Origin of the sequence: Sphingomonas guangdongensis, from assembly GCF_900199185.1 — a bacterium.
GTDB lineage: Bacteria > Pseudomonadota > Alphaproteobacteria > Sphingomonadales > Sphingomonadaceae > Sphingomonas > Sphingomonas guangdongensis.
In genome coordinates this window covers 805,100-827,871 of sequence record NZ_OBMI01000002.1, presented here as the reverse complement: position 1 = coordinate 827,871, position 22,772 = coordinate 805,100, and the positions used below count along the sequence as shown (strand labels likewise).

Annotated in this window: 25 protein-coding genes and 1 pseudogene; all 26 read left to right on the top strand. The window is 63.6% G+C overall.

The annotated features are described in order from the left end of the window. Nucleotides 1-49: 49 nt before the first annotated feature. The 26 genes and pseudogenes from CRO12_RS11195 (at nt 50) to CRO12_RS11080 (ending at nt 22,584) form a co-directional block, all read left to right on the top strand. Nucleotides 50-2,167 carry a ParB/RepB/Spo0J family partition protein gene (locus tag CRO12_RS11195; RefSeq protein ID WP_097064084.1) on the top strand — a complete coding sequence of 706 codons (2,118 nt, stop codon included), beginning with the start codon at nt 50-52 and terminating at the stop codon, nt 2,165-2,167. A 70-nt stretch (nt 2,168-2,237) separates the two neighbouring features. Then, entirely contained in the window at nt 2,238-3,275 is a 1,038-nt protein-coding gene (locus tag CRO12_RS11190) for a DUF7146 domain-containing protein (RefSeq protein WP_097064317.1), read from the top strand. A 379-nt stretch (nt 3,276-3,654) separates the two neighbouring features. Further along, a pseudogene (locus tag CRO12_RS11185) lies at nt 3,655-4,296 on the top strand (DUF2493 domain-containing protein); the annotation flags it as partial. Between the two features lie 66 nt (nt 4,297-4,362). Continuing rightward, entirely contained in the window at nt 4,363-4,941 is a 579-nt protein-coding gene (locus tag CRO12_RS11180) for a hypothetical protein (RefSeq protein WP_097064083.1), read from the top strand. 223 nt (nt 4,942-5,164) lie between these two features. Further along, nucleotides 5,165-5,332, top strand: a complete 168-nt coding sequence (locus tag CRO12_RS18015) for a hypothetical protein (RefSeq protein WP_179640978.1) — start codon at nt 5,165-5,167, stop codon at nt 5,330-5,332. A gap of 141 nt (nt 5,333-5,473) precedes the next feature. Further along, complete coding sequence (locus tag CRO12_RS11175; protein WP_097064082.1) at nt 5,474-5,917, top strand: hypothetical protein; 444 nt, start codon at nt 5,474-5,476, stop codon at nt 5,915-5,917. A 102-nt stretch (nt 5,918-6,019) separates the two neighbouring features. Continuing rightward, the gene (locus tag CRO12_RS18155) at nt 6,020-6,505 is read left to right on the top strand and encodes a hypothetical protein (protein ID WP_218838889.1); all 486 of its coding nucleotides are present in this window, start codon (nt 6,020-6,022) and stop codon (nt 6,503-6,505) included. Continuing rightward, nucleotides 6,465-6,791, top strand: coding sequence for a DUF736 domain-containing protein (locus tag CRO12_RS11165; RefSeq protein WP_097064081.1), 327 nt, complete (start codon nt 6,465-6,467; stop codon nt 6,789-6,791). Before CRO12_RS18155 ends, CRO12_RS11165 begins: the two co-directional genes overlap by 41 nt. A 188-nt stretch (nt 6,792-6,979) precedes the next feature. Beyond that, nucleotides 6,980-7,222, top strand: a complete 243-nt coding sequence (locus CRO12_RS11160; RefSeq protein ID WP_097064316.1) for a helix-turn-helix domain-containing protein — start codon at nt 6,980-6,982, stop codon at nt 7,220-7,222. Between the two features lie 93 nt (nt 7,223-7,315). After that, nucleotides 7,316-7,576, top strand: coding sequence for a DUF2285 domain-containing protein (locus tag CRO12_RS11155; RefSeq protein WP_245858404.1), 261 nt, complete (start codon nt 7,316-7,318; stop codon nt 7,574-7,576). 107 nt (nt 7,577-7,683) lie between these two features. Continuing rightward, nucleotides 7,684-8,016, top strand: a complete 333-nt coding sequence (locus tag CRO12_RS18580; RefSeq protein WP_425443017.1) for a transcriptional regulator domain-containing protein — start codon at nt 7,684-7,686, stop codon at nt 8,014-8,016. A gap of 13 nt (nt 8,017-8,029) precedes the next feature. Next, nucleotides 8,030-8,467, top strand: coding sequence for a DUF2285 domain-containing protein (locus CRO12_RS11150; protein ID WP_218838888.1), 438 nt, complete (start codon nt 8,030-8,032; stop codon nt 8,465-8,467). 173 nt (nt 8,468-8,640) lie between these two features. Beyond that, entirely contained in the window at nt 8,641-8,916 is a 276-nt protein-coding gene (locus tag CRO12_RS11145) for a helix-turn-helix transcriptional regulator (protein ID WP_097064079.1), read from the top strand. 8 nt (nt 8,917-8,924) lie between these two features. Further along, complete coding sequence (locus CRO12_RS11140) at nt 8,925-9,812, top strand: replication initiator protein A (RefSeq protein WP_097064078.1); 888 nt, start codon at nt 8,925-8,927, stop codon at nt 9,810-9,812. 211 nt (nt 9,813-10,023) lie between these two features. Continuing rightward, on the top strand, nt 10,024-10,662 hold the full coding sequence (gene parA, locus CRO12_RS11135; RefSeq protein WP_097064314.1) for a ParA family partition ATPase: 639 nt from the start codon (nt 10,024-10,026) through the stop codon (nt 10,660-10,662). Next, on the top strand, nt 10,659-10,916 hold the full coding sequence (locus tag CRO12_RS11130; RefSeq protein WP_097064077.1) for a hypothetical protein: 258 nt from the start codon (nt 10,659-10,661) through the stop codon (nt 10,914-10,916). Before parA ends, CRO12_RS11130 begins: the two co-directional genes overlap by 4 nt. Then, a complete protein-coding gene (locus CRO12_RS11125) occupies nt 10,913-11,413 on the top strand; it encodes a DUF2840 domain-containing protein (protein ID WP_097064076.1) in 501 nt (166 codons plus the stop codon). Before CRO12_RS11130 ends, CRO12_RS11125 begins: the two co-directional genes overlap by 4 nt. Beyond that, a complete protein-coding gene (gene traF, locus CRO12_RS11120) occupies nt 11,410-11,955 on the top strand; it encodes a conjugative transfer signal peptidase TraF (protein WP_097064075.1) in 546 nt (181 codons plus the stop codon). The genes CRO12_RS11125 and traF overlap by 4 nt, the downstream gene beginning before the upstream one ends. A 46-nt stretch (nt 11,956-12,001) precedes the next feature. Next, entirely contained in the window at nt 12,002-12,340 is a 339-nt protein-coding gene (locus tag CRO12_RS11115; protein ID WP_097064074.1) for a DUF736 domain-containing protein, read from the top strand. 2 nt (nt 12,341-12,342) lie between these two features. After that, a complete protein-coding gene (locus tag CRO12_RS11110; RefSeq protein WP_097064073.1) occupies nt 12,343-13,107 on the top strand; it encodes a lytic transglycosylase domain-containing protein in 765 nt (254 codons plus the stop codon). A gap of 244 nt (nt 13,108-13,351) precedes the next feature. Further along, the gene (locus CRO12_RS11105; protein ID WP_097064072.1) at nt 13,352-15,091 is read left to right on the top strand and encodes a relaxase/mobilization nuclease domain-containing protein; all 1,740 of its coding nucleotides are present in this window, start codon (nt 13,352-13,354) and stop codon (nt 15,089-15,091) included. A 17-nt stretch (nt 15,092-15,108) separates the two neighbouring features. Continuing rightward, the gene (locus tag CRO12_RS11100) at nt 15,109-17,091 is read left to right on the top strand and encodes a conjugal transfer protein TraG (protein WP_097064071.1); all 1,983 of its coding nucleotides are present in this window, start codon (nt 15,109-15,111) and stop codon (nt 17,089-17,091) included. Nucleotides 17,092-17,100: 9 nt separating this feature from the next. Continuing rightward, on the top strand, nt 17,101-17,532 hold the full coding sequence (locus CRO12_RS11095; RefSeq protein WP_097064070.1) for a CopG family transcriptional regulator: 432 nt from the start codon (nt 17,101-17,103) through the stop codon (nt 17,530-17,532). 183 nt (nt 17,533-17,715) lie between these two features. Beyond that, nucleotides 17,716-18,615 carry a 3'-5' exonuclease gene (locus CRO12_RS11090; RefSeq protein WP_097064069.1) on the top strand — a complete coding sequence of 300 codons (900 nt, stop codon included), beginning with the start codon at nt 17,716-17,718 and terminating at the stop codon, nt 18,613-18,615. A 32-nt stretch (nt 18,616-18,647) separates the two neighbouring features. Continuing rightward, nucleotides 18,648-20,783, top strand: coding sequence for an ATP-dependent nuclease (locus CRO12_RS11085; protein ID WP_097064068.1), 2,136 nt, complete (start codon nt 18,648-18,650; stop codon nt 20,781-20,783). Nucleotide 20,784: 1 nt separating this feature from the next. Further along, nucleotides 20,785-22,584: a UvrD-helicase domain-containing protein gene (locus CRO12_RS11080; protein ID WP_097064067.1), complete on the top strand. Its 1,800-nt coding sequence runs from the start codon at nt 20,785-20,787 to the stop codon at nt 22,582-22,584. Nucleotides 22,585-22,772: the final 188 nt, after the last annotated feature.

Sequence of the window (22,772 nt, the reverse complement as noted above, 5' to 3'; positions counted from 1 at the left end):
GGGTTTAAGTCGAGAGAGAGGCTCTCGGCGGCCGTCGCGGAGACCTATCATGGCTACTACTGCGGTACAGAAGATCACGCTCGCCTCCTCACGCGACATCCCTTTCAACAAGCTGGTCCTCAGCCAGTCGAACGTCCGGCGCGTCAAGGCCGGCGTCTCGGTCGAGGAGCTGGCGACGTCGATTGCCCGGCGCGGCCTCATCCAGAGCCTCAGCGTCATCCCCGTTGTCGATGCCGATGGCACCGAGACCGGCATGTTTGAAGTGCCCGCCGGCGGGCGCCGATTCCGCGCGCTCGAACTGCTGGTCAAGCAGAAGCGTCTCGCCAAGATCGCTCCCATTCCCTGCGTCGTGCGCGAACGCGATGACAGCATCAGCGCCGAGGAGATTTCGCTCTCCGAGAATGTCGAGCGCGCCAGCCTTCATCCCCTCGACCAGTATCGCGCCTTCCAGGACATGCGCGCCAAGGGCATCAGCGAGGAGGAGATCGCCGCGGCCTTCTTCGTGTCCGTCTCTGTCGTGAAGCAGCGCTTGCGCCTGGCTGCTGTCTCTCCCGCGCTGCTCGAAATCTACGTCGAGGATGGCATGCAGCTCGAGCATGTGATGGCCTTCACCGTCTCGGACGATCATGGCCGGCAGGAACAGGTCTGGGAGGCGATCAAGGATGGCTGGAACAAGCAGCCCTATCAGATCCGCCGTATGCTGACCGAGACCGCCGTCCGTGCCTCGGACAAGCGCGCCCTCTTTGTCGGCGTCGAAGCCTATCAGGAGGCTGGCGGCTACGTTCTGCGCGACCTGTTCGAGGATGACGATGGTGGTTGGCTGCAGGATCCGAGCCTGCTCGACATGCTCGTGAGCGAGAAGCTCCACGAGGCCGCAAACGGCATCGCGTCCGAGGGCTGGAAGTGGATCGAGGTGGGCGTCAGTTTCCCCTACGATGCGACCTATGGCCTGCGCGAACTCGCCGGAGAACCGATCGACCTCACCCCCGAGGAGGAAGCAACGATCGCTGCGCTGAAGGACGAGTACGAGCAGATCGAGGCCCAATTCGACGGCGCCGACAAACTGCCCGACGAGATTGATGCGCGCCTGGGCGAGATCGAGACGACGCTGGCCGCCTTCGAGAGCCGGCCGTCCCGCTATAAGCCCGAAGAGGTTGCCCGCGCCGGCGTCTTCATCAGCATCGACCATGACGGCAAGCTCGACATCGAACGTGGCTATGTTCGCCCCGTCGACGAAGCTCCGGTCGAGCCGGAGGAGAACGATCGACATGCCGGCGATCAGAGCGATGACGAGCGAGACCTCCCCGCGGTGCAGCGGACCGTCATCGCTATCAGCGGCGAGCCCGTCGAGGCTACCGAGGAGGAAGACGGCATCAAGCCGCTTCCCGATCGCCTGCTGAGCGAACTTACCGCCCATCGCACGCTCGCCCTGCGCAACGCCCTCGCCAACAGCCCGCGCGTTGCCATGACGACGCTCCTCCACAAGCTCGTCGCCGACACCTTCGACCATCGGTACAATGGCAGCGCGCTGGAGGCATCCGTCCGGCACGTCTACTTTCCCGTCCAAGACGACGCCCTCGGCGACAGCGATGCCGCCCGCGAGGTCGAGCAGCGGCATGAACTGTGGGGCGACACGATCCCGGCAGATGACGATGCGCGTTGGGACTGGCTGGACCAGCTCGACGACCTCGATCGCATGGCGCTCCTCGCGCACTGCGTGAGCTACGGCGTCAACGCGCTCTACGAGAAGCCCAACCCCTTCGGCGGCCACGGCGTCTCCCAGCACGGGCTTGAACAGCGGCTCGCCCAGGCCGATCGGCTCGCGCGCGCAACTGGCCTCGACATGGTCGCGGCAGGCTGGCGTCCGACCGTCGGCAACTATCTCGGCCGCGTCACCAAGGCACGCATTCTTCTCGCAGTACGCGAGGGTGCCGGCGAAGCGGCTGCCCAGCGCATCGACCACCTCAAGAAGGGGGAAATGGCACAGGAGGCGGAACAGCTTCTCGCGGGTACCGGGTGGTTGGCCGAGCCCCTCCGACTGGCTGCGTTCTCCGAGGCCGTCGAGCAGTCGGCGGAAGACGGCGGCGAACAGGCCGTGGTCGATCCCGAGCCGATCAGCGACACTGTTGCGGGCGACGACGCGAACTACGCCATGGCGGCGGAATAACTCCCGACAATCGACCACGCGGGCCGTCAGCAATGGCGGCCCGCGTTCTTTTTTGGAGCTTCGACCGATGATGGATCGCGAAAAGACCAGCCATTTAGCCGATCGTCTCGCAGCAGAGGCCGAAGCGTTCTGCCGGCACTATCTGTCGAGCGGATGCCGAGCGGGCCGATACTGGCAGGTTGGCGACGCTCGCAACACCCCAGGACGCTCGATGTACGTCAGGCTCGTCACGACGCCCAAGGGCGCTGCGGGCAAATGGACCGATGCCGCCACAGGGGAGCATGGCGATCTTCTCGACATCATCCGGGAAAGCCGTGGACTTCGCGACTTCAGAGCCGTTGCCGACGAGGCGCGACGCTTCCTGGCCATGCCGCCCGCGGATCGACCCGAACCTCGAATCTCGCGCCGTGCTCCCGCAGCCCAGGGATCACCAGAAGCCGCGCGCCGCCTGATCGGCATATCCAAATCTATCACCGGAACGATCGCACAAGCGTATTTGCGGGAACGTGGGATTACGAATTTACACGAAACCGGAAGCCTGCATTTCCACCCCCGATGCTATTATCGGCCCGACGACATAGCGCCGACAGAGACATGGCCCGCGATGATCGCAGCCGTCACCGACCTGGATGGGCGGATCACCGGCGCGCATCGTACCTGGCTCGACCCCGATCGACCCTACAAGGCGCCGCTCGAAACACCGCGCCGCGCGATGGGCGACTTGCTTGGAAACGCGGTGCGCTTCGGCATCGGCACAGACGTCATGGCGGCCGGCGAAGGCATCGAAACCGTCCTCTCGCTTCGACAGGCCGTGCCTCGCATGCCGATGCTCGCAGGATTGTCCGCCGCACACCTTGCTGCGATCGCTTTCCCGGACGGTCTGCGCCGCCTCTATATCGTCCGAGATAATGATCCCGCCGGCGCTGGAGCCCGTGACGCATTGGCCGACCGCGCGAATGAGGCCGGGATCGAGGCGCTGGTCCTCTCGCCCGAGCTGGACGACTTCAACGAGGATCTCCGCACGCTAGGCCTGCCGATGCTTCGAGCGCGCGCACGCCAGCAGATGTCCTTCCCAGACGTCCCGCGCTTCATGGCCCACGCAGCATAGGCCACCCCATCGATGAAGATGGGGCCGACTCCACGATCGGCAATCGCGATCCAGACGCCCATAGACCGCGACCCCGGCCTTCCGAGGGGGCGATCGGCCCATAGCCGTGCCGGCCCGGCAATGCCTGCGGGCAGCTATTTTCCGGCGGCCCTGCGGGCCTTTCCATCGCGAAGCAAAATAGCCGCTCTCCGGCATCCTCCACTGCGTTGCGGCCCGGCCCGCGTGCCGGGTGCAGGTCAGGCACGGCCATGGGCTTCGTCGCCATGAAGGCCGCGGCGGATCGCGGTCGAGCATCCGGAGGATCTCATGAGCCGCTTCGACGACGAACCCATGCACGCATCTTCGCAAACCGACTATGTCCTGAACGAGCTTCAGCTCCAACGAGGTGGCGCAGAAGCGATCCCAGCGCGAGCAGGATGGTAGCGAGGTGAAATCCGTCGAACTCGAACGCCTCATCGCGGAGGGCAAGACCTTCATCGAGCGGCAGAACGCCTTCGAGCTGATGCGCGATCAGGCCGCCGAGCACTATGAGCGCCAGCTCAAGAAGCCGTGGATCCCACGCAGCGGATCGAAGGTCAGCCATCGCAATCTGACGGCCGCGATGATCGACAGCCGCGACTTCCTCATGGCCCGACGTCGCGCCGAGCAGGAGACGCTTCTTCCGCCGGGTCCGAAGATCGTCGTGACCGGAGGCCTCGATTTTAACGACCACCAGCTCATCTGGGCAAAGCTGGATCAGGTTCGCGAGAAGCACAGCGACATGGTGCTGGTGCATGGGAAATCCCCCAAGGGTGCGGAGCGCATCGCGTCCCTCTGGGCAACCCAACGCGGTGTGCCGCAGATCGGCTTCGGCCCCGATTGGGCGAAACACGGCCGGTCAGCGCCTTTCAAACGCAATGACCAGATGCTGGAGATCGTGCCCAAGGGGGTGCTGCACTTCCCCGGCACCGGCATCAATGACAACCTCGCCGATAAGGCCAAGAAGCTCGGGATCCCGGTCTGGAAGTTCGGCGGCGCGTAAGCGCCGCTTCACTGGAAGAGCAGGCGCGCACTCTTTACCTCAGCACGAACAGCCTAACGGGGACTCATGAGCAAGATTTCTGACGACGACTATGCCACCCATATGGCCAGCATCGTCGCCGACGGGTTCACACTCGACCCGCCCGGCTATGAACGGCTGTCCTCATGGACCCACATGCTCATGCACCTCGCGAGCGCCCGAACGAACTTCGAATGGGTGCGCGATCATCCGGTGGAACTCGGCGACATGGAAAACTCGCTGCGCCAGCAGGCGTTCTTTGTCGCGGGCATCATGGCCTATTGCCGCTGCTATGCGTCCTCGGGGTCTGGCATCCCCATGCTCGACGCGAAGAAGGTCTATGAAGGCTCGGACGATGGTAAAGCGGTCCACGAGCGTCTCCTCGGACTCCGCAACTCGTTTGCCGCCCATACCGACGAATCGGACATCATCCGCCTCACGCTGGCCGTGAAGGACGAGCCGGATCGCCTCGTGATCCGCCACCTTTGGACAATGGCCGTCCCGCTGGATGAAGTCGCCGATTTCCTTGAGGCCGTTGCCCACACGGACCACTTCGTAACGGTCAGCCTGAACAAATACCTCAACAGGCTCGAAAAGGACCACGGGAAGTCGATCACGCTGGATTGAGGATGCTTCCACGCCACCGGCTCGGCACGCGGATGACCACCCCCGCTTCTCTGCGCTTATACTTGGTCCGACGGAGTGCTTCAGCCATCAACCCGTGAAGGGTCGGCTATGCGCGCATGCCGCCGCTACGGCTGCACCTGCGCGGTGATTGCAGCACTCCGTCCGACACATCGGGCGCCTGTCAGCGGGGGATGGCCCTCCGCTCGGAACAGGAGCCGGATCGATGTGCCTCAACGATGCTCAAGCGTTCGCCTTCAGCCTCGCCGCCACGCTGATGGCCGTCGTGGTCATCTTCTTGGCCGGCGACGGAACACACTCGGTCAGCCCGGCAAGCGAGTACGACGGTGACACGTCGTCGATCCTCCATGAAATTGACCCCTTCACCCACTGATCGCGAGGCGACTGCGGGGACTGGCGGATCTCGATCGCGATTTCCGTTCCTCCCCGCCTATGCTTTCGGCTATGGTGCCGATGCGCCTCGGTGGTGGTGGCTGGCGCAACCGTCAGTTTTGTACCTGCGGAGGCCACCCTCATGATCTTTCTTGCCGCTCTCGGATCGCTTGCCGCGATCGCCCTCTTCTGTTGGCTGCTGTTCACCCTCGCAGTCTTCGCTCTTCCCGTGTTCATCGGTGCAACGGTCGGCGCGTGGGCATATGGCTCAGGCGCCGGGCTCGTCGGAGCCATTGTCGTTGGCCTGGCCGCAGCGGCGTCAACCCTCGCCGCCGGTCAACTCCTTCTCGCCGTCGCACGGCCGCTCTGGCTCAAGCTCATCGTCGCCGGCGCCTTTGTCGCGCCTGCCGCATTTGCAGGCTTTCACGCCACACATGGCATCGTGAAGCACCTGATGCCGAGCGATGGCTGGCAGACAGCTTTCGCGATCATCGGCGCGCTGGCTGTTGGCACGACAGCGTTCGTCAGGATCGCCGGCATGACGACCGGCCCGGACCAGAACCGATGGGCCCTCGCGAGGGCTTGAACGTATCGACGAACGGGGACGCGCGAGCGATCAACGAGTGGAACCGTTCTCCGAGGAGAATCTGCACAGAAAGTGCAGCATCGGGGTCGGCGACATAGCCGAGTGCGCGGCACGGTCGCTTCCGGCATCGAGCGGGCGGCGCATCAACGGGCGTCGATCTCCGGCGATGGTGAGCGGCTCGCCTGCGCGATTTGTCTGGCTCAGCGTCGGACTGCCTGTCCGAAGAGGCGAATATCGGCGCAGTATATCTCGGCCGGGCTTCGCGTGCGAAGGGCCATGGGCTCCGCTCCCTTTCCCGTCCACACCGCCCCATACGGCCTCTTCAATGGCCTGATCTGGCCGAAGGCCGGCTGTCGCCTCGATCGTCTAGGCGCAACAGCGACGTCAAACTTTCTTCCCCTGCCGGCTGCGCCGCCATTCCTCGCGATGCAAGAAAGCCCTTCTCTGCTGTCCCTGCCCCTGCGGGGTGCGCCGCCGATCGCCTCCGACCTGCCGATCGCCATCGAGGCCGCAATGGAGCGGGTTCGACACGGATCGGAGACTTACCATGGCGACCATCGGCACCTTCAAGAAGACCGGCTCGAATGAGTTCACCGGCGAAATCGTCACCCTCAGCGTCCAGGCCAAAAACGTCCGCATCGTTCCCGATCAGCGCGCCGCCGGCGAGAACGCCCCCAGCCACCGGGTTCTGGTCGGCCGTGTCGAAATCGGAGCCGCCTGGTCGAAGCAGTCGAACGAAGGTCGTGCCTATCTCGGCCTGAAGCTCGACGACCCCAGCTTCACCGCGCCCATCTACTGCAACCTTTTCGACGACGAGGACGGCGAAGCCCACTCGCTGATCTGGTCCCGCCCCAACGGCCGCCGCGGCGACTGAGGCGCCCCGCGAAGGCCCCGACCATAATGGTCGGGGCCTTTGGCTATCCTCGACAACCGAATCGGGTGCCGCGCGCTGCGCGCAGCAGAGCGCCTGAACAACCTCCAAACTCTGGCGCGAACACACGAGAACGACTATTATAGTCGTAGTTCTAGCGTGCGAAGTGATCTGGGTGGGAGGTGATCGTCATGATCACCGCCCGACAATCTCGGGCCGCTCGCGCGTTGCTGGGATGGACACAGGAGACGCTCGCTGACCGGGCCCGCGTATCACTGACCGCGCTCAAAAGGCTCGAGTCGGAAAGCGGTCTTGAGGTCTATGAGAGCACTCGCGACGAGGTGCGTCGCGCTCTCGAGCGCGACGGGATCGTCCTCCTGAACTCCGCCCAGGGGATAGGGGTGATGCTCGTTGAAGGCTCTCGAACCGACTGATCGCCGCCACGAGGCCACGCCACCTCGCATCGCCGTCGTTCGCCATCTATCGCCCGTAGCAAGTAGCGCCATTTCGGATAGAAGCTGCTCGCGATGGCACCGTCGATGAGCAACGCTTTTCTGGATTGCCCGCCCGACGAGTCGGCGGTCACTGACTATGATCGCGCGCATCTCAAGATCTACCTGCGCCTGCTCGACGCCGATGCGGCAGGTGCGTGCTGGCAGGAAATCGCCCCGATCCTGTTCGGCGTCGATCCGGCTGCCGAGCCTTGCCGTGCGGAGAGCATCTGCGGCAGCCATCTGGAACGCGCCAAGTGGATGACTACCCATGGACCGGACGAGCTTCGACGCTGATCGGCCCGTGCCGGTGATGCAGAAACGACATCACGTCACCGCCACTTCGCGCTTCCACCCGACACCCAGCACGTGAATCTTGCTCGGCACATCTCGCGTGCGGGTACATGCGTGGAGGCCAGAGGGTGGGAGGTGACGACGATTGGCGCTCCGAACGTGCGTATGAATATATCGACGATCTAGACCCGACCGAGCTGGCATGGGAGTTCCTCCGCCGGAACACCGCCTACCAAGCAGCCTACAAGGCCCTCACATCGCGCAACAGCGCGACTGACGAGGACAAGAGCGCGCTCGCCGAGCACTGGGGGTTGCGAAGTCCTGGCCGACCCACACCAATCCGCCCAGCACCAGCCGATATTCTGGTCCGTCCACGCCAACCCCGCCGCGATCCTGCTGACACCCGGCACCAGCCCAGATGCGCTGCCGCTCACGACCGATGACCTCCGCCCGCTCGTGACCCTGCAGCACGCGCCGAACCTCATACGCCTTGATATTCGCGGCGATCGGTATGATGTCGAACTCACCAATCCCGACGATCGCCGCTCACTGTGCGCGCTGACGATCCTCGACGCGCTCACCCCCGATAGGCTGGCAACCCTCGAGCGGTTCTGGTCCGGCCTCGCCGGCAAGCGCGTCGCCGCCGACTATCGCGTCACACGCCAGCGCCGCGCGCGTGCTCGGCTCATGCTGCGCGCCATTGACGGCGATGCCGCCCGGGCCACCTACCGGGCCATCGCGCTTCAGCTCTTCCCGCAGCATCCGACCGACCCGGGAGACTGGGTTGGTAGCGCGGTGCGCGAGACCGTGATCCGCCTCGCGCGAGATGGACGGGAGCTGGTACGCAGCGGCTATCTGGGACTGATGCGTCGCCCACGTCGCGCACGGCGTTGAACTCGGCCAACCAGTCGGCCACATCGATCCCGGTCGTGATCCATGTCGCATCCACCAAGCCAGTGTCGCCTTTAGATTCATAACTTCGACATCGTCGGTCCCGCCGATCGCACGCCACGATGCTCGCATCCCGCCGCCTCTGCGTGGCGCCCATCGCGAGACGTCGAGGTCTTATGGCAGAGAGAGCCGCCACCCTTCCAAACCGCTATCTGCGAACTCCCGAGGCCGCACGCTTCCTCGGCCTCTCCCAACGCACCCTAGAGAAGCATCGCACTTACGGCACCGGCCCGACCTTCCGAAAGCTCGGTGGGCGTGTCGTCTATGCGGTCGAGGAGCTGCAGGCGTGGGCCGACCTTGGCGTGGCGACTTCAACGTCCGATCCTCGCGCTCGCACCGTCCCGCCAGCCAAGCCCCATGCCGCTATTGCTGGCCTGCGCGACCGCGCCTGATCCGTCAAATGTCTTCCTCAATTCGGCAGCGCGGGGAACGCGCGCAGCTCGATCTCTTCCGCTCGCTGCCCGGCGATCTGGCACCTCGTGATGCGCAGGATCTCATGGCCTATCCCTTCTTCTCCCTCGCCAAATCCAAGCGCCTCGCGCCCATCGATTTCAAAGCCGGCGCGGTGAAAATCCGTGTCGAGGCTGTCGCCGAGCATGGCATGGCGACGATCTGGGATGCGGACATCCTGATCTGGGCCGCCTCGCAGATCGTCGAGGCGCGTGACCTCGGCCTGCGGCCATCGCGGTGGATGGCCACCACACCCTATGAGATTCTGAATTTCATCGGCCGCGGCGTGTCGCTGCGCGACTACGAGCGGCTCAAAGCAGCCCTTGACCGGCTCCAGTCCACCACGGTCGCCACGTCGATTCGACAGCCGACCGAGCGGCGCATGCACCGCTTCTCCTGGATCAACGAATGGAAGGAGCGGGTCGACGAGCGAGGTCGGCCGCTCGGCCTTGAGCTGATCGTTCCCGACTGGTTTTTCTCGGCCGTCCTCGACGACGCCCTCGTGCTCACCATCGACCGCGAATACTTCAACCTGACGGGTGGCCTGGAGCGTTGGCTCTATCGACTGGTCCGCAAGCACGGCGGTCGCCAGGAGTCCGGCTGGAGCTTCGATTTTGAGCACCTGCACGCCAAATCCGGCTCGCTCTCGCCGCTCAAGCACTTCGCCTATGATCTTCGTGAGATCGTCCAACGCCAACCGCTTCCGGGCTACAATCTGACGATTGTGCCGGGCACCGGCTACCCCGACGTCCTGACGTTCGTCCCTACCGATCCGATCCCGTTCGCCGTTCCTCGGCGACGCCGGCTGAAGCTCGCCCGCCCTGTGGATAAGCTGTGAAACCCCTCGTGCTATCAGGGACCGAGGCTATCGTGCCATCGGGGACCGGCCCCTCGTGCTATCGGGGACCGAAATCGCTGAATCTGCCTTTCGATTCAAAACGTTGCGGCGACTCTAACATCTCTAACTTAGATTCCTTCGGAATCTGTCTAACGCAATCGACGATCAACGGGCGCGGTGCCCTGGGCACGACGGCGGACGGGTGGCCGCGATGATCGTCGCGCTGCTCAACCAGAAAGGCGGCGTGGGCAAAACCACGCTCGCGCTCCACCTCGCCGGCCAATGGGCGAGTGAAGGCAAGCGCGTCACGGTGATTGATGCCGACCCCCAAGGATCAGCGCTCGATTGGTCCGAACAGCGCGCCCGTGAAGGCCTTCCACGGCTGTTCGGTGTCGTCGGCCTGGCACGCGATACGCTGCATCGCGAGGCGCCCGAGCTCGCCCGCGATGTTGATCATATCGTCATCGATGGACCGCCCCGGGTCGCCGGCTTGATGCGGTCAGCTTTGCTCGCCGCCGATCTCGTGCTGATCCCCGTGCAGCCGTCACCGCTCGACGGTTGGGCCTCGGCCGAGATGCTCTCGCTGCTCGGCGAGGCCCGCATCTACCGGCCAGAGCTGGCAGCTCGATTCATCCTCAATCGGTGCGCCGCTCGCACCGTGATCGCTCGGGAAACCGCAGCGGCGCTGGCCGAACATGATCCGCCAGTGCTTGCAGCGACGATCGGACAGCGCATCGGCTTTGCAGAAGCCGCTCAGAGCGGTCGGCTCGCCAATGAACTTGTCCATGCGCCGAACGCCGCCGCAGAGATCGCGGCGCTCGCTGCCGCCGTCGCGGGGATCGTGCCGTGAAGGGACGGGCAACGTCCGGCGGATTTGCTGCCCGTCCCGGTGACGCCGAGCGGTGGGTCCGCGCGCCGGACCGCGCGCCCACGCGCGCCGCATCAGCCGCCGAGGAGTTCGCCGCGCGCCTGACTATCGACGTGACCGCCGACATGCGCGGTCGAATCAAGATCGCCGCCTTCCAGCGCGGTCAAACCGTCGCCGACATGCTCCGCACGCTGTTCGAGCGCGAATTTCCGCCACCATTAGGAGACGGCCAATGACCTCTGCCACCGCGACCACGCTGGCGGCCGACAGCCCCCTGCTCACCCAGGTCGAACTTATCTGGGTCGAGCAGAAGACCGAACATTGGATTCGCTTCGGACGGGAACTGCGCGAACAGATTCTCGACCGGCGCCGCCGCCGCCTGTTCTTCTCGCCGAACGCGATCTTCGCGTTGGTCCGATGGGCCTCGAACGACCACGGCACCGTCGCGTCGCGCATCGACATTCTGCGAGCGCCAACCGCTGACGAGGGTTTTCAAACGGTGCCAACCGTCTCACCTGGCGCCGAAATCCTGCTGCGCGCCGCCGGTTGGCCCAAAGTGACCCGTGTGCTGGAGCATCTCGACGAGATCGAAGCGCGCGACATCGATCTTTGCGCTATCGCGCCAGACCATTGGCGCCACGTCCACAACCGGCTGACTGTCGGCGAGCCGCCAAGGCGCTACACGCTGGCGCGCCATCGCGCCTTCCAGAAGATGCAGGAGATCGGCGCGTGAGCCGCCGCATCTATGCCTCCGCAGCGGTCGCCGGCATCGGCCTGATCGCGGCGTCAGCATTCGCGACCTACACGCCCCGCCTGGTCTGGAATGCGTCCGCCAGCACGCCGATCGGCCTTTACGCGATCACCGTAGAGCGGTCCCCGGCGCACGGCGATTTGCTTGCCGTCACGCCGCCGACGCCGCTCGCCGACTTCCTCGCCGAGGGCGGCTACCTGCCGCGCGGCCTCCCGCTTCTCAAGCACGTCGCGGCGCTCCCCGGTCAGCGCGTCTGTCGCACCGGACACTACATTACGATCGATGGCGCTCGCGCCGGCAAGGTGCTCGACCACGATCATCGCGGTCGCCCGCTGCCCGCTTGGTATGGCTGCCGCCGCGTCTTGAACGGCGAGCTGTTCTTCATGAACACCGCTGTCCCCGGCAGCTTCGACGGCCGCTATTTCGGGCCGATCGCGGCGACCGCCGTCATCGGCCGTGCAACACCACTCTACACCGACGAGCGCGGCGACGGTCGCTTTGTCTTGCGCGCATCGGTGCGCTGACGGCGCGTCCCGACACCCCTTCACCCCACGCCAAAGGAGGCAATCCATGTCGCTGATCGGTCAATTCACGCGCACCACTTCGGGCTATTCAGGCCACATTCGCACCCTCGGCCTCAGCGCAGATCTGGTGTTCGTGCCGGTCACGCACAGCGACACCGAAAACGCGCCGGACTACCGCATCCATCTCGGCGCTGAGGACGACGGACCAGAGGTCGGTGCCGGTTGGAAGCGCACCGGGGAGCGCGCCGGCGAGTTCGTCTCGGTTCAGCTCGACTCGCCGACCTTCACCTATCCGATCCGCGCCAACCTCTTCCAATCGCCCGACGACGCGACCTCCTGGGGGCTTTTCTGGAACCGCCCGCCGAAGCGCGGCGAGCGCGACTGACCGTGTCGTGCGCCCGCGATACGACTGTGCCGCGGCGATCGAGGGCCGGCACCTGCCGGCTCCTCCTTCTCCTTGCCGGCCTGCCACTTATCCCGCCCTCCGCGAGCAGCGCCAACGCGCAAACGACGCCGCCGGACCGCGCGCAGCTCGCCGATCCATTTGCAGGCTACATCGCCGAGGCGTCGCAACGGTTCGGAGTTCCGGAGAGCTGGATCTGCGCCGTGATGCGCGTCGAAAGTCGCGGCGATACGCGCGCCGTCTCGCCAAAAGGTGCGATGGGATTGATGCAGATCATGCCCGCGACCTGGGCGTATCTGCGCGCGCGATATGGTCTCGGCGCAAACCCCTACGACCCACGCGAGAATATCCTGGGCGGCGCCGCCTATCTGCGCGAGCTGCACGATCGCTACGATGCCCCGGGCTTTCTCGCCGCGTACAATGCCGGGCCGGGCCGCTACGAAGAATATCGCGTTAGCGGGCGTCCGCTGCCGGCGGAAACAGTCGCCTACGTCGCTGCAATCGCGCCGTCGATCGGCACCGAACCGCTCGCAGCCTCCGTCACGGCAGTTGCGCCCGATCCGCTCGCCTGGACGCGATCGGCACTGTTCGCGGCGCGCGGTCGTGACGCTGCGAATGACCCAGCGCTGCAGCCCGAAAGCGCCAGCCCGACGCGCCCGACGCAGACGGCAGAACGGCCAGCAGCACCGCCGGCTCCGCCCCGCGACACGATCTTCGTTGCGCGGCTCAGCGATCAATCACAGCAATGACCGCGCTCTCCGACGATCGCAGCATGTCGCAGCCCGGCGCATGTTCGGCGGCTATTGGAGGGGGATGGGTCAGAACAACCGCACGATGGCAGGATAAAGGGCCGCGAGGTGCGGCTTGGTGCGGTTGTGTAGTTTCAAGGAGTTACTTGGCGTTTTCGCGAGGTTCGCGGCATCGCCGCAGCCTGCACCGCCTGCATTTCGCGAGCATTTCCGCGGACATTCCGCGATGTGCGGGGCAGGAACGATGAGCGAGGACGACAGCCTCCGCATCCGGCCTGGGCGCATCCGCTCCACCAAGATGCAGCAGGCCAGACCGTTTATCGCACAGGCTCTCGCTGCCGCGCAGCGGGCTGGCGGGGCTGTCTCGCGGCGGGGAAAACTCAGCTCAGGCAACCGCTCCCGGTTCGGGCGGGGACAGCGTGCCTCGATACAGGCCAATCGCCTCCTCTCGGTCCGTTCGCGCGCCGTCGTCGTGAAGGCGCGGGTGGTCCGGTCGGCAGGGCGTAATGCTCCGCTCGCGACCCACCTGACCTATCTCCGCCGCGAGGGCGTCACCCGGGATGGGGAAAAGGCCCGGCTGTTCGGGCCGGGGGGTGACGAGGCCGATCCGCGAGCGTTCGCCGAGCGCTGCGGCGAGGACCGTCATCATTTCCGCTTCATCGTCTCACCCGAGGACGCGATCGAGATGACCGATCTGAAGTCCTTCACCCGCGACCTGGCCAGTCAGATGGAAAAGGATCTCGGTACGCGTCTCGACTGGGTGGCGGTCGATCATTGGAACACCGAGCATCCCCACGTCCACCTGATCGTCCGCGGGCTGCGCGACGACGGCGAGAACCTCGTCATCTCACGCGACTATATCAAGGAAGGGATGCGCGACCGCGCGAGCGACCTCGTCACCCAAGAACTCGGCCTGCGAACCGACGTCGAGATCCGCCGCACGATCGAGCGCCAGATCTCGGCCGAACGGTGGACAAGCCTTGACCGCCAGCTCAGCCGGGACGCCTATCGAACGGGCGTCATCGATCTTGCACCTTCGGCTGATCGCCCGCCGGACGAGTTTCATATCCTCAAGGTCGGCCGTCTGCGCAAACTCGAAACGCTCGGCCTCGCCGAGGAAGTTGGCCCGGGTCAATGGGCGATCGCCGAACAGGCAGAGGCGACGCTCCGCCAGCTCGGCGAGCGCGGCGACATCATCAAGCGTATCCATCGCGGCCTCACCGCCGGCGGCGTTGAGCGCAGTCCGGCCAGCTACGTGCTCGGCGCCGAGGCGATCAACGATCCGATCGTCGGCCGGCTCGTCTCCCGCGGTCTCGATGATGAACTGAGGGGCACCGCCTATGCCGTCGTCGACGGCGTGGATGGACGGACCCATCACATCAAACTCCCAGATCTCGACGCCGCCGGCGACAGCGCGCCTGGCTCGATCGTCGAGCTGCGCCGGTTTGATGATGCCCGTGGCGTCCGCCGGACAGCGCTGGCCGTTCGATCCGACCTCGACCTTCAGGCCCAGATCGGCGCGGACGGCGCGACGTGGCTCGACCGTCAGGCCATCGCCCGCGCTCCGGCCGCGCTCGCGAGCGCCGGCTTCGGCGCCGAGGTGCGCGAAGCGATGGATCAGCGCGCCGATCGCCTGGTCGCGCAGCGCCTTGCCGAGCGCCGAGGTCAGGCGGTCAGCTTCAGCCCCGGCCTTATCGACACCCTTCGGCACCGCGAGCTGGCCTCAGCCGCCGACGCCCTCGCGAAGCAAACCGGGCGGCCGCACGCTCAGGCGGGCAGCGGCGACTATGTCGCAGGCACCTATCGCCAGCGCCTGACCCTCGCTTCCGGTCGGTTCGCAATGATCGACAACGGGATGGGATTCCAGCTCGTGCCATGGACACCCTCGCTCGATCGCCAGCTCGGCCAGCATGTCAGCGGGCTCGCCCGACCTGATGGCGGCGTCGACTGGAGCTTTGCCCGCAAACGAGGCCTCGGCCTCTAGCCGCCAAGGGAGATGCCATGTCCGCGACAAAGATTCTGTGGGGCCAAATCCTTGCCGTCTTCCTCATCGTCTTGATGACAACGTGGGGCGCGACGGAATGGACGGCGTATCGCCTCGGCTTCCAGAGCGAGCTTGGCCAGCCGTGGTTTTCGGTCGGCGGCTGGCCGATCTATTATCCGCCCGCCCTTTTCTGGTGGTGGTACTTCTACGACGCCTATGCGCCCTCGATCTTCGCCGAAGGCGGCGCGATCGCCGCGTCGGGCGGCATCATCGCGATGGTCGTTGCGATCGGCATGTCGATCTGGCGCGCCCGCGAAGCCAAGAATGTCGAGACCTATGGCTCGGCGCGCTGGGCGCGGCATGATGAGGTCAAAGCCGCCCACCTCCTCGACCCGGATGGCGTTATCCTGGGCAAACTCGATCGCGACTATCTTCGCCATGACGGTCCCGAACACGTCCTTTGCTTCGCTCCGACGCGATCGGGCAAAGGCGTCGGCCTGGTCGTACCTTCGCTCCTGACATGGCCCGGCTCGGCGATCGTCCACGACATCAAGGGCGAGAACTGGACGTTGACCGCCGGGCATCGCTCGCGCTTCGGCCGTGTCCTGCTGTTCGATCCGACCAACGCTACATCTGCCGCCTACAATCCGCTTCTCGAAGTGCGGCGCGGCGATTGGGAAGTCCGCGACGTGCAGAATATCGCCGACATTCTGGTCGACCCAGAGGGCAGTCTCGAGAAGCGGAACCACTGGGAAAAGACCAGCCACGCCCTGCTGGTCGGCGCCATCCTCCATGTCCTCTATGCCGAGAAGGACAAAACTCTCGCAGGCGTTGCCGCCTTCCTCTCCGATCCCCGGCGCCCGATCGAGTCCACGCTCGCGGCGATGATGAAGACCGCCCATCTCGGCGAGGCCGGGCCACATCCGGTGATCGCCAGCGCGGCACGCGAGCTGCTCAACAAGTCGGAAAACGAGCGATCCGGCGTCCTCTCGACAGCCATGTCGTTCCTAGGGCTCTACCGCGATCCCGTCGTCGCCGAAGTTACCCGTCGCTGCGACTGGAGGATAACCGACCTTGTTGGCGGCAAGCACCCGACGACCCTCTACCTCGTCGTGCCGCCCTCCGACATCAACCGGACCAAGCCGCTCATCCGCCTCATCCTCAATCAGGTCGGACGCCGCCTGACTGAGGATCTGAATGCCAAGGCCGATCGGCATCGCCTCCTCCTGATGCTGGACGAGTTCCCGGCGCTCGGCCGCCTCGACTTCTTCGAGAGCGCTCTGGCCTTCATGGCGGGCTACGGTCTCAAGGGCTTCCTGATCGCACAATCGCTCAACCAGATCGAGAAGGCATACGGCCCGAACAACTCGATCCTCGACAATTGCCATGTCCGCGTCAGCTTCGCGACCAATGACGAGCGCACCGCGAAGCGCGTGTCGGACGCCCTCGGCACCGCGACCGAGATGAAGGCCATGAAGAACTATGCTGGCCACCGCCTCTCGCCATGGCTCGGACATATGATGGTGTCGAGATCGGAGACCGCTAGGCCCCTCCTTACCCCCGGCGAGATCATGCAGCTCCCGGCGGCCGACGAGATCGTGATGGTTGCCGGAACTCCTCCGATCCGCGCGAACAAGGCCCGCTATTTCGAGGACCGCCGCCTGCAGGAGCGGATCATGCCTCCACCTGCATCGCGAAAACCGGCACGAGCAGCGGCGGATGACTGGAGCGGTCTCGCTCTTCCTCAACCGCACGACCCTGGCGCTCCCGCCGAAACTGGCCGATCGAATGATGAGGATACGACGGGATCCGAGCAACGACGCCAACCCGAGTTGGAACGCGCTTCACCGACCGAGCCGCCGCCGCCCGTGAACGAGTTCGAGTTCGACACGGTCGATGACGGTGACGACGACCTCGCCCGTAACAGCCGCATGCGCGACACCATGCGCCAGGCAGCCCGCCAAGCCTCGCTCGATCCGGGCGACGGCATAGAGCTTTAGGTAGCCAACATGACCAAATCACCGAAGAAGCAGCGGCTGTCCGTCTATCTTGAACCCGACGTGCTCAAATCCCTGGCGGAACATGCAGCGAGGCGCGGACATTCCATGTCCCTGGTCGCGGAGGCCGGGATTGCCTCGTTTCTCTCGCCCGACGCGGCAGAGCGCCAAGAGGCCGTCGTCGTCAAGCGGCTCGATCAGCTCGATCGTCGCCTCGCGCGAATAGAGCGAGACCTCGGCATATCGGTCGAGACACTCGCCATCTTCGTTCGCTTCTGGCTCACGACGACCCCGGCACTCCCCGAACCTGCGGCGCAGGCCGCGCGCGCCAAAGCCGGGGAACGGTATGATAGCTTCATCGCTGCCCTCGGCCGCCGCCTAGCAAACGGACCAAAACTGCGGAACGAGATCCCAGAGGACAAAACCCCTTCTGTCGCTGAATGATCGACGCTGGGACTTTTCTGCCGTTCCAGAGCGACTGGTTGAACTGCAACTCTTGTCACCATAGCGAAATTGCTCTCGGTGAGATTGGCGCGCCGACGGACGCTCTTCGAGAGCGCCTTCCAGCTAAGGACTACTACCATAACGCTGCCCTTCTCTGCGTTAGCTTGCTAAAAGCTAAGCCTGATGAACGAGCCCTCACTCGACCTTGAAAACTTGGCTAAGCTTCTGTGCGCGAGTGGCGACTATCGCGTCCAGCGGCGCCTGTCGCCACGATCGACGGTGTCTCCACCCGACGGCACACCGACCAAGTCAGCACTCCTGATAGATGTCGAGACCACCGGCCTCGATGTCCAGAAGGATGAGATCATCGAGCTGGCGATGATCTCATTCACATATTCCCTCGACGGGCGCGTGTTCGAGATCGGAGAGACGTTTCAGCGTTTTCAAGAGCCCAGCGCCCCGATCTCACCCGAGATCACGCGTATAACCGGGATCACCGACGCCATGGTGGCAGGTCACAAGATCGATGTGGCCGAGGTCGCCGCGTTCGCAGGGCCGGCGGCGCTCGTGATCGCTCACAATGCGGCGTTTGACCGACGTTTCGCGGAACGGCTGAGCGAGGTATTTACGACTAAACCGTGGGCATGCTCGATGTCGCAGATAGACTGGGCAGTCGAGGGCTTTGAGGGAACGAAGCTCCACTATCTAGCGGCGGGTGCCGGGTTCTTTTACGATCGGCACCGCGCCGAACATGATTGCCGGGCCGTCATCGAACTGCTCGCGTCGCCTCTGCCCGTCACGAATAGGACTGCCCTAGCGAACTTGCTTGAAGCCGCGCGGCTGCCGACCTGGCGGATCTGGGCAGAGAATTCGCCCTTCGACCTGAAGGATGCTTTGAAGGCGCGTGGCTATCGCTGGAACGGGGACGGGAATCCCAATCCACGAGCCTGGTACATCGATGTCGACGATGCGCGGCGCGAGGCAGAGATCAGCTTTCTCCGCAAAGAGATTTACCTGCGCGACGTCGAGCTGCTGGTGCACAGGATGGACGCCTATAACCGGTTTTCGGACAGGAAGAACTAAAGCGGCAGCGGATCAAACGGGGGACGTCGTTCGTGCATATTTCGAGACTACAGCTCGTCAATTACCGGAATTTCGAGCGTGCGAATGTTGTTTTCAACAAGGGCGTCAATACCATTATCGGCGAGAACGGCTCGGGAAAGACTAACTTGTTCCGGGCGATCCGCCTTCTTCTCGATGATACGCTCCTTCGGTCGGCATATCGGCTAGATGAGAAGGACTTCCATCGTGGCCTAAACGACTGGCGCGGCCACTGGGTGATTATCAGCCTGGAATTCGACGAGGTCTCGCAGGACGAGGCAATCCAGTCTCTCTTCCTCCATGGCACCGGCAACATCGCGGACGGGGCGATCGGCAAAGCGACATACAATCTGATCTTTCGGCCCAAGGTCGCGATTCGGCGGAGCCTCGGCGACCTCTCCGCCGGCGATACCGCGGGCCTGGCCGCCATCAGATCCAAGATCACGCTCGATGATTACGAGACGATCTTCACCGGCAAGAGCATCGCGGATTTCCTCGATCCCGCAACCTATAAGCAACTCGTCGGCGACTTCGACGCGGTGGAATTCCCCGAGGAGCTGACGAACCCCGCGATCGGCGGCGTGATCCCCGGGATGCTCTCCATCTCGCGCGAGGTATGCTTCACGTTTGTTCAGGCGCTCCGCGATGTGGTCGCCGATTTTCAGAACAATCGTACCAATCCGCTGCTGACCCTGCTCAAGGGGCGGAGCGGCGAAATCGACCCGGCAAGCTTTCAGCCGATCAGTAAACTGGTCAAAGGGCTGAATGACGCGATCGAGGGTCTGCCCGATGTCGGGACCATCCGCACCGATATTCGCGAGACCATCACAGATGCAGCGGGCGGCACCTATTCACCGCGCTCGCTCTCGATTCGCTCAGACCTTTCGGACGAGGCGGACCGCCTGTTCCAGTCACTCAAGCTGTTCGTGGGCGAATCCGAGGAGCAGTATGAAGGGGCGATACATGAGCTCAGCTTAGGCGGCGCGAACCTCATCTACCTGACGTTGAAGCTGCTCGAGTTCAAATATCAAAAGCAGAAAGAGTCGTTCGCTAACTTCCTCGTCATTGAAGAGCCGGAAGCGCACATCCACACGCATATCCAGAAGACGCTGTTCGATCGCCTGAACTATAACGACACCCAGGTTATCTACTCGACCCATTCCACCCACATCTCTGAGGTGAGCAATGTCGAGAATATTAACATCCTCGGTCGGCAGAGCGGGCGATGTGAGGTCTTCCAGCCGTCTGCGGGTCTCGATACGGTCCAGATAGGCAATATCCAGCGCTATCTGGACGCGGTTCGCAGCAACCTGCTCTTTGCGAAAAGCGTTGTGCTCGTCGAAGGCGATGCCGAAGAAATCCTCATTCCGATTCTGGTGAAGAGGGTCTTCGGGCTGAGCTTGGACGAGCTCGGCATCAGCCTGATCAACATTCGCAGCACCGGCTTCGAGAATGTCGCGGTCCTGTTCCACGACGATCGCATCCGCAAGCGCTGCGCGATCATCACCGATCTCGATCGTGCCTTCATTGATACGGCCGTGAACGTACTCGACAATGAAGAAGTGGCCGCAGCGAAAAAGAAGGCGTTGGGGTCGCAGGTCGCGGGCCTCCGGCGCGAGGCCACGCTCAAGCTGCTGTGCGACGGCAATCCGTGGCTCACGGCGCATTTCGCGGATCATACGTTCGAGGTCGATTTCGTGTCCGCCGGCAACGCCGCGACCGTCGTGTCGGTGCTCGGCGATGTCTACACAGACGCTGGAACGATCGCGCAATCGAAGGAGGAACTGGAGTCCGGCGACATCGCGCGCTTCGGAACGCGCGCGCTGACAATGGCCCGCTATGCCGGAAAAGGTTGGTTCGCGATCATCCTCGGGCGAATGATCACGCCGGAAACGGTCATCCCGGACTATATCCTCGACGCGATCTTCCAGGCGCACATGCCCGTAACGACGCAGACGTGGGCGAGCGTGCTTGAATATCGGGTTGGCATTCTCGCGCAGTCGGACATGCATGCGCCCGCAGTGATCTCCGACATGAGAGAACAGATCGGTCGCTACAGCCGGGGCGAAATCGACTTCGCAGGCGTAAGGTCCGAGATGCTCACGGCGTTCCCGGCCGACGGCATCAACGTCATACTCGGAAGCTTTTGAGGTGTTCGTCTGGGACAAAAAGGATCTCAACGACGCGCAGGTGGCGGCGATCGAACAGCCCGGCAGCGTTTTTCTCGTCGCATGCCCTGGAAGCGGCAAGACCCGTACCCTCACCTACAAAATCGCGCGCCTCCTGTCGGAACTAAAATCCGACAAGAAGCGCATCGTCGCGATCACCTATACCCACCGCGCCGCTGACGAGATCCACGAGCGCATAGAGCAGCTCGGCGTTGACACGAGCCAGCTTTGGATCGGGACCATCCATTCGTTCTGCTTGGAATGGATCCTCAAACCCTATGGGATTTACTATCCGGCGCTTGCGAACGGGTTTCGGGTCATCAACGGGCACGACACCGAGGAGATGCTCGATGAGCTTTGCGGCAAGGTGCAGGGCACGAAGCTCAGTCGGTACGAATGTGCGTATTATTTCACGCCGACCAGCTATAAGCTCACATGCAATGATTCAAACAAGCATGCCGCTATAAAGGGTGTGTTGCGGGCATACTGGCAATCTCTGCGAGACAATAGGCAGATAGACTTCGAGCTTATTCTTTACTCTGCTTACAAGCTTATTAAAAATAATCCGTCGATCAGCGCACTCCTTGGGTCTATCTTCGATTGTGTCCTCGTCGACGAGTTTCAGGATACGCGGGAAATCCAATATGCGATCCTCGCCTCGATCCTGAAGGCTTCGCAAGGTCGCGCCAGCGCATTTGTGGTCGGAGATCCCAACCAGGCAATCTACAGTTCTCTTGGCGGGTATGCGATCACGGCGGCGGATTTCGGCGCGCGGTGCGGCATCGCATTCAAGGAGATGGAGCTGTCGGACAATTACCGGTCCTCGTCGCGGATCGTAGGCTATTTTGGCAACTACAACGTCTTTGCCTCGAAGATCGAGGCGGTTGGGCATAACAAGGATTATGCGAGCATCGTGTCGTTTGACCAGCAGACGCACCGTGACGACCTTGAAGCCGAACTGGTCCGGCTCATCACCTACAATGTCGAGACACTGGGCATAGCGGCGCACGAGGTCTGCATCGTCGCACCGCGCTGGGTCCACCTCGCCAGCATGACGCGGCGCCTGGTCACGGCGATGCCGGGCTATTCGTTTGACGGCCCAGGAATGGTGCCGTTCGCGCGCGACGTCGACAATTTCTGGTACAAGCTTTCTCGCATCATCCTGACTGAAGCCTCTCCTCAGCTTTACGTACGCCGAATGCGATGGGCGGGCGAAGTGATCGCTGGCCTGCGCGACGCCGGCGTCGATACCACAGGCCTGGATCGCAAAAAATTGCTGCGGGCGTGCAATGCAATCACGATCGACGAAACCGACGGTCTGACGTTCCTGCGGGCGTTCTTCGAGCACCTATGCGCGGCGCTCGGCATCGATCACTGCGCCTTTCCGTCACTGAAAGAGCATCACGAGGCATTTTTCGAATGCTCGCAAAAGCGCGTCGATCTTCTGGTCAAGGAAGGTTCGATGGCGATTGCCGAGGTCGCGATGTTCCGGAAAGTTTTCGCGGATAGAACGGGCATCACCGTCTCGACGATCCACGGCGTCAAGGGTGCCGAATATGACGCGGTGATCGCCTACGGCTTGCTCGAGGGAATGGTCCCTTTCTACAGCGATCCAGAGCAGATCGAGACGGCAAAGAAGCTTGTATACGTGGTGTCATCACGGGCCCGCAAAAATCTGCATCTGATTTCTGAACGTGGTCGCAGTCGTGGTTGGAGCGGAGACTATCAACCGACCGACGTGCTTGTTGCGTGCGCTTTTCAGTACAATCAACCTCCGTTCTAAAGTTACCTGCCGCCTTGCCCGCGCTGGGCGATCAGCACGCCGTCTGTCTTCGGTCTGTGTTGGTCAGTAGCGGACTCATTCGACCGGCAAGCTTCCAAACCCGCCGATCGCCTGTCTTTGTACGCCACAGTACGCCGACCACATTCCCGTTGTTGTCTTTCACCGAATACTGACTCTCTTACTCGCCC